Annotated in this window: 1 protein-coding gene; it reads right to left on the bottom strand. The window is 63.6% G+C overall.

The window, feature by feature from the left end; translation table 11 throughout:
• Window positions 1-1,169: TonB-dependent receptor plug domain-containing protein (locus tag G0D83_RS01110; protein ID WP_164188791.1), on the bottom strand; the 1,169-nt coding region annotated here is incomplete at both ends.

Genomic DNA, 1,169 nt, shown 5'->3' with positions numbered 1-1,169 from the left:
GTGGTGGTCTCGACCCAGTCGTAGCGCCCGCTGAGGAAGACCGTCCAGTCGCCGCTCTTGATCTGGTCGTGCAGGTAGAGCCCGAGCTGTTCGGTCTCTTGACCGCCGGAATAGGGCTGGTCGATCGCGTCGGTCTCGTCTGCCGAGACATAGCCCACGCCGCCGTAATAGGCGTCATAGGAGGCATCGCTGTAGTCGAGCCCGGTCACCAGCGTGTGGTTCAACGCGCCCGTCGTGAAGAACGCCTCGACGCTCGTGTCGACGGCGAAGGTCTCGGAGTCCTCGAGATAGTGTCCCCAGTAGCGGCCAAGGTCGGGGGTCGCAGCGTAAAGCCCGCTGAACTCGAGATCGGCATCGATCTCGGAGTAGCGCAGGTTCTGGCGCAGGGTCACGCTGTCGGTCAGCTCGTGTTCGATCTCGTACCCGAGGCGCCATTGCTCGTTGTCGAAATCGTTGTAATCGGGATCGCCGACATAGATGTCGGAGGCCTCACCAAGGGATGGGTTGTAGTAGGAGGCCGTACCGCCCCGCGTGGACTTGGCGTATTCCCCGAGCAGCGTCACGGTGATCCGGTCGGTGAGCTCGTAGGTCAATGCCGGCGCGATCATGGCGAGGTCGTCGCGGTAGCCGTCGAGCGGCGTTTCGGCGTCGCGCAGCACCCCGGTCAGCCGGTAGCTGAGGCGGCCATCCCCGACCGGTCCGGTAAAGTCGAATGCGAGCTCCTTTTGCCTCTCGGTTCCGAAGGTCAGTTGCACCTCGCGGAACGGATCCTGCTTGGGCCGCTTCGACACGATATTGACGATGCCACCCGAGCCGCTGACGCCATACATCGACGACGACGGCCCCTTGAGAACCGAGACCGCCTCGAAGCTGTAGGGGTAGTTCTGGTACCACGCCGACGGGCCGTTCACCTGCCGCAGCCCGTCGCGGAACAGGCCGGTGTAGTACGACGAGAAGCCACGCAGGTAGATCGCGTCGTAGCGGCTGTCGAAGCCAAAATTGGTGGTGCTGGCGCCGGAGGTATAGCCGAGCGCATCGAGCAGCGTGCGCGGCTCCTGGTCCTCCATCTGATCCTGCGTCACCGTGCTGATGTTCTGCGGAATGTCGCGGATCGCCGTATCGGTGCGCGTTGCCTGCCGGCCACTCTCGGCAACATAGCCGTTCTGAAC

Origin of the sequence: Salipiger sp. PrR003, from assembly GCF_010500785.1 — a bacterium.
In the GTDB taxonomy this organism is placed as follows: Bacteria; Pseudomonadota; Alphaproteobacteria; order Rhodobacterales; family Rhodobacteraceae; genus Salipiger; species Salipiger pacificus_A.
Note: the sequence above shows the minus strand (reverse complement) of the source record. Positions and strands in the feature narration are given on the sequence as shown.